Here is a 9,028-nt window from a genome sequence, read left to right as displayed (position 1 = left end):
TATTCAGGTCCTGACACTTTCTCCGGGACCCCGTACTAGAGTGCCGCGTCAGAGGAGCAAGGCGTCATGGAAGCATACAAGGTGCTGGTGGTGGACGACGAGCCGCAGGTGGCGCACGCCTTGAGGCGGCTGCTGCGGCGAGAGGGCTTCGACGTCCAGCTCGCGTTCAACGGAGAAGAAGCGCTCGAGCGGCTCAAGACCTTCAGCCCGGACATCGTCCTGACGGACTTCCGGATGCCGGGGATGACGGGCAGCGAGCTGTTGCAGCGAATCAAGCGCAGCCACCCGCTCGCGCTGCGGCTCATCATCTCCGGCTACGCCGACTTCAAGTCGGTGGTGGCCTCGGTGAACGAAGGCGAAATCTGTCGCTTCATCAGCAAGCCGTGGGACGACGCGGAGCTGGTGACGTACCTGTCCGGCCTGTTGCGCCACCGCGAGACGCTCGCCCAGCTCTACGCTCCGTTCCGCGCCGCGCACCAGGGCGTCAGCGCGGAGGTGAGCCCGACGGACGCGGCGCTCGTGCTGAAGGTGCAGGTGGCGGACCCGGCGTTCCCCGCGGAGCAGGCCGTCTCCATCATCGAGCGCTTCGCGGGCCTGCTGGCCGATGACAGCCTGAAGGTCGTCGGGGGCCTGCTGGAGCGCTTCGGAGGACGGCTGTCCTTCGTGGCGGAGGTGGGCGGGCCCCAGCGCCTGCGGCTGGAGCTGCCCGTGCGCGCGGAGCCGACGCCCGTCGTCAGACAGGGGCTGGGCGAGGCATGACTCCGGAGGCGGAGATCGACGCGGACTGGGTGAACAGCCGACTCAAGCGCTTCACCCTCCTCGCATGTCTCCTCATCCACGGCCTGCTGGTCTCCAGCCTCTGGGGACAGTGGGGCACCATCGCCATGGTGACGGTCGGCTTCGTCGCGGTGACGTCGGCCAACCAGGTGCTCGCGGGGAGCTTCTTCTCGCGCCACACCCGCCTCGTGGAGTCCTCGCGCTTCACGATGAACATGCTGGCCACCGTCTTCTACGGCATGGCGAGCGACTGGGCCCTGCCCGTGTGGCTGTACCTGCCGCTCAACGCGCTGTGGGTGGACTACTTCGCGGACTCGAAGGCGCGACTGCGGCTGGGGTTGCTGCTGGTGCTCGTGGCGGGCGCGGCGCTCCTGGACGGGTGTCCGCCGTTCCTCCCCGCCTGCTTCGTGCTGTTGTCGCTGCTCACGTACTTCATCTCCGAGGGCCGGGTGTTCCTCACGCACCACGCCCTGCGGGGACTGGCGCGTCAGCACGAGCAGCTGGAGCAGGCCCACGCGCAGCTGGAGCTGGCCCACCGCCGCGCGCGCGAGCAGGAGCGCCTGTCCAGCCTGGGCATGCTGGCGGCGGGCGTGGCGCACGAAATCAACAACCCCATGAGCTACGTGAAGAGCAACGTGAACGCGCTGCTCATGGACCTGCGCGCCTTGCATCAATTGCCGCCGGAGCTGCGGGAGTACGTGGACGACGTGCTGCCCGCCACCGCGGATGGCATCCGCCGCGTCGTCGCCATCGTCGCGGACCTGCGGCGCTTCGCGCGCGGAGACCCGGGGGCGCTGGAGGAGTACGACCTCAACGAGGAGATCGCCGTCGCGCTGCGCATCACCCGCACCCAGGTGCAGTCACGCTGCGAGGTGGAGGTGGCCCTGGCGGACCTGCCGCGCCTCCTGGGGCGCCCCGGCCAGCTCGCACAGGTGGTGGTGAACCTGCTCATGAACGCGGCGCAGGCCATGCCCGAAGGGGGCCGCATCCACCTGTCCACGCGCATGGAGGCCGACGATGCGGTGCTGTGCGTGCGCGACTCGGGCATCGGCATGACGCCCGAGGTGCAGGCCAAGCTGTTCGAGCCCTTCTTCACCACCAAGCCCGCGGGAGAAGGCACGGGCATGGGGCTGGCCGTGGTGCACGGCATCATCACCTCGCACCAGGGCCGCATCGACGTGGAGAGCTCTCCTTCGGGCGGCACCTGCTTCACCGTCCGCCTGCCGCGAATCCCGCCGCTGGGCCTGGACATCCCCAACCTCTCCGGGGGCCCGCTGACGCCCCCCTCGACGAAGTCCCGTCCGGACGCGGCCTGAAGCGCCACGCCGGAGAATCGAGTCCGCCGCATGTCCTCGTCCTCGCCGCCCACGTTCGTCAGCCGCTTCGAGCCGCACCACGTGGAGGACCCGTACCCGCTCTACGCCCGGCTGCGCCAGGAGGCGCCCGTCCACTTCAGCCAGGAGATGCACCTGTGGGTCGTCTCCCGGCATGAGGACGTGAAGGCGGTGGTGCTCAACCCGGAGGACTTCCTCTCCGCCAACGCCTTCAAGAACCCCGTGCCGCCCGCGCCCGAGGTCCTCGCCGCGCTGGCGGAGGGCTACCCCCAGGTCCCCGCGCTGGTGGACGACGACCCGCCCAACCACACGCGCATGCGCGTCATCGTCACCAAGGCGCTGGCCCCGCACCGCCTCAGCGCGATGGAGCCCCGGATTCGCGCCATCGCCACGGAGCTGCTGGACGGCTTCGCGCGCGACGGCCGCGCGGACCTGGTGGAGAAGCTGGGCTATCCGCTCCCCGCGCGCGTCATCGGCGCCATCCTCGGCCTGCCGGACTCCGACTTGGAGCGGCTGAAGCGGTGGACGGAGGACCTGTCGCTGTTGTCCGCGGGCAACGCGCCCGTGGCCCGGCAGGTGGAGTGCGCGCACGGGCTCGTCTCCATCCAGAAGTACCTGGCGGGCCACATCGCCGAGCGACGGCTCGCGCCGAGGGACGACCTCATCAGCGCGCTCATCGAGGCGCGCCACGAGGACACTCCGCCCCTGAGCGACGTGGAGCTCATCAGCCTGCTCGCCATGCTGCACTTCGCCGGCCACGAGACGACGGCGAACTGGCTGGGCAACCTGCTGGCGTGGGTGCTGCGGGAGCCGGAGCGGCTCGCCGAGCTGCAAGCGGACCCCAGCCGCATCCCCCGGGCCATGGAAGAGACGCTGCGCCTGGACGCGCCGGTGCAGGGGATGATGCGCACCACGCGGCGCGCGGTGACGCTGGGCGGCGTGGAGCTGCCCGAGGGCGCGCGCGTGCTCGTCCTCTACGCCTCCGCCAACCGCGACGGCGCCGCGTTCCATGCGCCCGAGCGGGGAGACCCGCTGCGCTCCGACCTGGGCAAGCACCTGGGCTTCGGCCTGGGCATCCACTACTGCATTGGCGCGCCCCTGGCCCGGCTGGAGGTGCGCCTGGCCATGGAGCTGCTCCTGAAGCGGTTGCCCGGCCTGCGGCTGGCACCGGGCAACGCCATCACCTACGTGCCCAACTTCCTGCACCGGGGCCCGCGACAGCTCCTCGTCGAGTGGGACCCGGCCTGAGCCGACGTTGAAGCCCGGAAGGCTCCGCCGGGCTCAGCGCTTCAGCGCGGCGTCGATGTGCCCGGCGAAGACGTCCAGCGACTGGGCGCCCGTCACGCCGGTGCCGTTGATGAAGAAGGTGGGCGTGCCGGCGATGCGTCGGCGCTGCGCCTCCACGAGGTCCGCCTCCACGTAGTTGTCCCAAGCCTTCGTGTCGAGCGCCTTGCGGAAGCGCGCCACGTCGAGCCCCAGCCCCTGGGCGTACTTCTCCAGCGAGGCCCGGTCCAACGCGCCCTGGTTGTCGAAGAGCACGTCGTGCATCTCCCAGAACTTGCCCTGCTCGTGCGCCGCCATGGTGGCGACCGCCGCCAGCTTCGCGCCCGAGTGGGTGGGCAGCGGCATATGCCGGAAGACGATGCGAATCTTGTCGCCGTACCGCTCGCGCAGGCCCTCCACGACGGACGCGCCCCGCGCACAGAAGGGGCACTCGAAGTCGGACCACACCTCCACCGTCACGGAGGCCTTCTGGGGCCCCAGCGCGGGGGCCTCCGCGCGCGGCGTGGCGGCGATGGGCTTGTGTGTGACTTGGGAGACCTTCGGCTCCTTGTCGCAGTCGGGCGTGGGCTCGTCACCGGCGAGGGCGGGATGGAACGAAGACAACGCGACAGCGGCCGCCAGGATGGCGGAGACCCGGAACTTCATGGGAGGACCTCGTTGTGTGTGGATGGATGGGAACGCCGGGCCTCCTGCTCGGAGACCGGGCGTCGCGGGGCTCGTCACCCTCGCGAACGGGTAGTGACGGCGGCGCCGCGCGAGTTTCAGCGGCGTGTTATTTCCCGCCCATCATGTCCACCGAGCGCCTCTACTTCGACGACCCGTTCCTCCACCGCTTCACCGCTCGTGTCGTGGCCCACGGCACGTGGAACGGGGCGCCCTCCGTGGTGCTGGACCGCACCGCCTTCTATCCGGAGGCCGGCGGGCAGATGGCCGACCATGGCGTGCTCGGAGGCCGGGCCGTGAGCGACGTGCAGGTGGACGACGCGGGCACGGTGCACCACCTGCTGGACGCCACGGACACACGCCCCCTACCCACCCCGGGCGAGGAGCTCGCGGGCCTGGTGGACGCGGAGCGGCGCCGCGCTCACATGTCGCTGCACACCGGCCAGCACATGCTGTCGCGCGCGCTGCTGGATATCGCGGGCGCGGCCACCGTGTCCTCGCGACTGGGCGCCATGTGCACCATCGACACGGACCAGGACACGCTGGACGAGCAGCGCGTGGCCCAGGCCGAGGCACACGTCAACGCCATCATCGACGCCGACCTCCCCATCCGCGCCTTCTTCCCCACGCCCGAGGAGCTGGCCGCGCTGCCCCTGCGCCGCGCGCCCAAGGTGACGGACAACATCCGCGTCATCCAGATGGGCGACTTCGACGTGTCCCCCTGCGGTGGCACCCACTGCACGCGCACCGGACAGGTGGGGATGGTGCGGGTGCTGGGCGTGGAGCGCTACAAGGGCAAGGGCCGCGTCCTCTTCTCCGCGGGCCCGCGCGCGCGGCGCGAGCTGTGGGAAGAAGCGGGCACGCTGCGCGCCATGGGACGGGCCTTCACGTGCGGCCCCTCGGAAGTGCCCACCGTGGTGGAGAAGCTGCGCCGCGAGCTGACCGAAGCCCGCGAGGCCCTGGGCGTCGCCCGCGCGCGCCTGGCCGAGCACACCGCCGTGGAGCTCGCCGCGCAGCTCGACGCCTCCACCGACAAACACGTCGTCGCCGTGCTGGACGGCGCCGGCCCCGAGCAGCTGCGCGCCGTGGCCACCCGCCTCACCTCCCGCCCCGACGCGGTGGTGTTCCTCGCCGGCCGCATGGCCGACGGCCTCTCCGTGCTCATCTCCCGGGGCACCGCCTCCTCCTTCGGCTGCGGCGCCTTCCTCAAGCGGGCCGCCGAGGCCGCCGGAGGCCGGGGCGGCGGACGCCCTGAACACGCCGAGGGCCGCCTCCCTCCCACCACCGACTGGGCCGCAATCGTCGCGTCCTGTCGGAATTGACCCAGGTAAGACCTACCCGCACCCACCATTAACGCGGCGCATCACAGCAGGGCCACCGAAGGGAAATCCGCCGCCGCGTTCAATCGAGCGGAGGGGGCGCTCCACTGGTGCAACGACATGAGAAGATGGGTGTAGGGGTTCGCGCCACGATGGACGACGGGCAGCACCGACAGTTCGATGCGTTCGCTCGTTCTCGACGGCCGGGACTGCTGCGTCTTGCTCGGCGCCTGTGCTCCGGGGGTGGAATCGACCCGGAAGACCTGGTGCAGGAGACCCTCGAGCGCGCCTACCGGAATTTCGACCGGTTGGTGGCGGAGAACCCGGGCGCGGTGAGCGTGTGGCTGAGCACCACGCTGAGCAACCGCTTCCTGGACCACTGTCGGCGCAGACGCACGGAGGTGCTGGGGGCACCGTCGCTGCGCGTGGTGCAGGACCAGGAGGTGTCCGGGGAGCCGGTGCCGCTGGAGCAATGGGAGCAAGTCACTCGGGACGACTTCCAGCGCGCCATCGAGCAGCTCCGGCCACCGCAGTTGCGGGAAGCGTACCGGTTGCACGTGGCCGGACTTCGGTACCGGGCCATCGCGCGGCAGTTGGATGCACCCGAGGGAACAGTGGGTCGGTGGCTCAGCGAGGCGCGGCAGGCTCTGCGGGGGCTGCTGGCCCCTGGCGCCGGCTCGAGTGAGGGCAGGGCCAGACCATGAATGAGCTGTGCGACAGATTGGAGACCTTCATCGACGGCGAGCTGGCGCCGGTGGACGCGGAGAACTTCCGCCACCACCTGACCCGCTGCCACCCGTGCGAGGCACGGATGAAGGAACTGCTCGCCCTGGAGCTGCTCGCGGACGATGCGCTGCACGACGCGTCCGGTGACACCCTCGCCTTCGTTCCGCCCGTCGCGCTCAAGCGGCGAAGGGCCTGGATGATGGTCGTGCCGCTGGCGCTGGCCGCGGGCCTGGCGGCATGGGTGCTCGTGACGCGGTCGGCTTCGTCAGCGGACCCTTCCGAGCTGTGGCTGGGCCAGACGCCCGGGCGCACGCTGGAAGCCCGGTTGACCCATCCCAGCGCGGATCGGCACCGTCCCTACGAGGTGATGCGCAGCGGTGGCGACAAGCCCCGCGCGCTGTCGCTGAGGGAGCTGGCGAAGCTGGAGGAGGCAGGAGACGAGCGGGGTATCGCCTCCGCGTACCTGCTGCGCGGCGACCCGGCCCAGGCGGGGGCCTTCCTGGACAAGCTGGAGGCGTCGCCGGACCTGGACTCGGACCGCGCCGCGCTCGCGCTCCAGCGCGGTGCCCCGGAAGAGGCCCTGGCTCTCTCGGACCGCGCGCTGAAGCAGCGGCCCCAGCATGCGCAGGCCCTGTGGAACCGGGGGCTGGCGCTCAAGGCCCTGGGCCTGTCGCTGCAAGCCGCGGAGACCTTCGAGCAGGTGGCCGCGCTGAAGGAGCCGGGCTGGAGCGAGGAGGCCTCTCAGCGCGCCGCGGAGCTGCGGAACCTGGAGGGAGAACAGCGCAAGGGCTGGAAGGGCGCGAAGCAGCGCTGCGATGGCATGGTGGCCGGGGGTGACATGCTCTCCTCCGCCGAGGTGGAGCGCTACCCGGGCCTGTCCCGCCTGTGCTTCTACGATGCCGTGCGCACCGCCTCCTCCGCCGAGCGCGTGGAGACGCTTCGCCCGCTCGCCGTCCAGTTGGACCGCCTGGACGGGGGCACGCACCTGGAGGACACCCTGCGCCGCGCCGCGCGGGTGGACTTCAACGTGCGCGGGCCGCTGGCGAAGGAGTACGTCCTGCTGACGCGCGGCGAGCTGGCACCGCCCGCGCTGGACCCCTTGATTGAGAAGCTGCGCGCGGCACGGCAGGACGACCTGCTGCTGGGCGCCCTCCTCTTCTTGAAGGACTCGCGTCAGCACGAAGCCGAGTACCGCGCGCTCGCGCTGGCCACGAAGGACCCCTGGTTCGCACTGCTTGCCGAGGAGCGGCAGGCTCGGGGGGATCTTCAACACGGCCAGGCGCCTAAAGCCCGAACCCGTCTGACGCAGGCGCTCGGCGCGTCCTGTGGTGGCTCGACGCGGCGGCTCAACTATCGCTGCCTGGAGCTGCGGCGCACCCTGGCCCTGGTGGAGACGGACCAGCACCGTCCCGTGGAGGCGCGCTCGCAGGCCCTGGCGGCGCTCGACAGCGCCCGCTCCGGCCGGGAGTGGACCAAGGAGCTGCGGCTCATCCAGGAGCTGGGACAGGTGGCCCGCTTCCATGGGGACCTGTCGCTGGCCCGCGCGTACATGGAAGAAGCCATCCTGCGCAACCCGGAGCGCTGCCAGGACCACGAGCTCGCCTATACGAACCTCGCGCTCTCGTATTACCGCACCCTGGACTTCGTCGGCGCCCGCGAGCAGCTGGACCGCGCGGCGAAGTGCGGCCAGCCGCCGTCGCTGGTGCGCGCCTTCGTCATCGCCGACCTGGCCCACACCCACGTGCGTCGCGACGACGATGGCGCCCTGCTGACGCGAGGCCTGGAGGCGCTGCGCGCGTCCCCTTCGCGCGAAGCAACGGGGGATGGCTCGCTGCTGCGCCACATCGAGGGCCGCTTCGTCATCGAGCAGGACCGCCGTCGGGGACAGGCGCTGTTGCGTCAGGCCATCGACGAGGCGACGCCCAGGCTGGGCTCGGACGTCAACGCTCGCAAGGCGCGCATCTACAGCTTCACGTCGCTCATCCTGGATGCCGTGCGCTACGGCGAGCAGGAGCGTGCGCTCGCCCTGTTCGCGGAGGAGCGCGCGCTGCCCCTCCCCGAGCGCTGCGCGCTGGGCGTCACCGTGGACGACGAGCGCACGGCCCTGGTGGCCCGGGACTCGACGGGTCGGCTCCTGAGTCACTACGACGCGGACCGCCGCCAGCGCCTGGAGGGTGTGGATGGCCTGGTGCCGGAGAAGTTCGTGGAGGCGCTGCGGCCCTGCGGCAGCGTGGACGTCCTGGCGCGCCCGCCCGTGCTGGGCAAGCCGGGCTTGCTGCCGCCGGAGCTGGCCTGGGCCTACCGGGTGGCCCCACCGCCTCCGGAGCAGCCCACCCGGTCCCCGTCGCGGCTGGTGGTGGCGGACGTGAATGCTCCGGGCGAGCTGCACCTGCCCTCGCTTCGCGCGTGGAGTCCGCCGGCGGTCGAGGACGCGAGCCTCTCCACCTTGCGCGGCGCCCTGGCCACTCCGTCGCACGTCCTCCAGGCGATGCAGGAGGCCACCGAGGTGCAGATTCACGCGCACGGCATCGTCGACCCGAGCGTGGCGGATGGCTCGCTGCTGGTGCTGTCACCCGAGGAGCAGAGCGGTCGCTACGCGCTGACGGCCACCGACATCCAGGGCGAGAAGCTCCTGGGGCGGCCCGTCGTGTTGCTCGCCGCCTGCCACGCCGCGCACAGCACGGCGTACTTCCATGAAACGTTTGGCCTGCCCGTGGCGTTCGTCGAAGCCGGCGCGCGGGCCGTGCTCGCCGCCACGCAGGAGATTCCCGACAGCGAGGCGTCGGCCTTCTTCGAGCCCGTGCTGGCGCGCATTCGCGAGGGCCTTCCCGCCGCGCTCGTGCTGCGTGACGCGCGTCAGGACTGGCTTCGCAGTCGCGGGAGTGCCTGGGTCCGCCAGGTGCTCCTCTTCGAGTAGTCCGTCTC

At 71.3% G+C, this 9,028-nt stretch carries 7 protein-coding genes; 6 read left to right on the top strand and 1 reads right to left on the bottom strand.

What is annotated here, in order from left to right; translation table 11 throughout:
• The first annotated feature begins 66 nt into the window (after positions 1–66).
• From ACN469_RS07355 to ACN469_RS07345, 3 genes are read left to right on the top strand one after another with little or no spacing between them, the layout of a single operon-like run.
• Positions 67–759: a response regulator gene (locus ACN469_RS07355; protein ID WP_498765540.1), complete on the top strand. Its 693-nt coding sequence runs from the start codon at positions 67–69 to the stop codon at positions 757–759.
• Positions 756–2,093 (top strand): sensor histidine kinase, encoded by a 1,338-nt coding sequence (locus ACN469_RS07350; RefSeq protein ID WP_498765538.1) that lies wholly within the window; start codon positions 756–758, stop codon positions 2,091–2,093. The genes ACN469_RS07355 and ACN469_RS07350 overlap by 4 nt, the downstream gene beginning before the upstream one ends.
• A gap of 30 nt (positions 2,094–2,123) precedes the next feature.
• On the top strand, positions 2,124–3,359 hold the full coding sequence (locus ACN469_RS07345) for a cytochrome P450 (protein ID WP_498765536.1): 1,236 nt from the start codon (positions 2,124–2,126) through the stop codon (positions 3,357–3,359).
• A 33-nt stretch (positions 3,360–3,392) separates the two neighbouring features.
• Here ACN469_RS07345 and ACN469_RS07340 read toward each other — a convergent pair whose 3' ends face one another.
• Positions 3,393–4,040 (bottom strand): DsbA family protein, encoded by a 648-nt coding sequence (locus ACN469_RS07340; RefSeq protein ID WP_498765534.1) that lies wholly within the window; start codon positions 4,038–4,040, stop codon positions 3,393–3,395.
• A gap of 143 nt (positions 4,041–4,183) precedes the next feature.
• On the opposite strand from ACN469_RS07340, the gene ACN469_RS07335 reads away from it, so the two are divergent.
• The 3 genes from ACN469_RS07335 to ACN469_RS07325 all read left to right on the top strand — a co-directional run bounded on the left by ACN469_RS07335 (position 4,184) and on the right by ACN469_RS07325 (position 9,020).
• Positions 4,184–5,380 carry an alanyl-tRNA editing protein gene (locus ACN469_RS07335; protein WP_498765532.1) on the top strand — a complete coding sequence of 399 codons (1,197 nt, stop codon included), beginning with the start codon at positions 4,184–4,186 and terminating at the stop codon, positions 5,378–5,380.
• A gap of 107 nt (positions 5,381–5,487) precedes the next feature.
• Entirely contained in the window at positions 5,488–6,081 is a 594-nt protein-coding gene (locus ACN469_RS07330) for an RNA polymerase sigma factor (protein WP_498765530.1), read from the top strand.
• Positions 6,078–9,020: a CHAT domain-containing protein gene (locus ACN469_RS07325; RefSeq protein WP_498765528.1), complete on the top strand. Its 2,943-nt coding sequence runs from the start codon at positions 6,078–6,080 to the stop codon at positions 9,018–9,020. The genes ACN469_RS07330 and ACN469_RS07325 overlap by 4 nt, the downstream gene beginning before the upstream one ends.
• Positions 9,021–9,028 lie beyond the last annotated feature (8 nt).

Source organism: Corallococcus terminator (assembly GCF_049194865.1).
Taxonomy (GTDB): domain Bacteria; phylum Myxococcota; class Myxococcia; order Myxococcales; family Myxococcaceae; genus Myxococcus; species Myxococcus terminator_A.
The sequence above is the reverse complement of the archived record's forward strand: the minus strand, read 5'-3'. Positions and strand labels throughout refer to the sequence as shown.

Excerpts from the sequence above, each read along its gene's own strand:
- ACN469_RS07345 (WP_498765536.1), top strand. The coding sequence starts at position 2,124 with ATGTCCTCGTCCTCGCCGCCCACGTTCGTCAGCCGCTTCGAGCCGCAC.
- ACN469_RS07340 (WP_498765534.1), bottom strand. The coding sequence starts at position 4,040 with ATGAAGTTCCGGGTCTCCGCCATCCTGGCGGCCGCTGTCGCGTTGTCT.
- ACN469_RS07355 (WP_498765540.1), top strand. The coding sequence starts at position 67 with ATGGAAGCATACAAGGTGCTGGTGGTGGACGACGAGCCGCAGGTGGCG.
- ACN469_RS07350 (WP_498765538.1), top strand. The coding sequence starts at position 756 with ATGACTCCGGAGGCGGAGATCGACGCGGACTGGGTGAACAGCCGACTC.
- ACN469_RS07325 (WP_498765528.1), top strand. The coding sequence starts at position 6,078 with ATGAATGAGCTGTGCGACAGATTGGAGACCTTCATCGACGGCGAGCTG.
- ACN469_RS07335 (WP_498765532.1), top strand. The coding sequence starts at position 4,184 with ATGTCCACCGAGCGCCTCTACTTCGACGACCCGTTCCTCCACCGCTTC.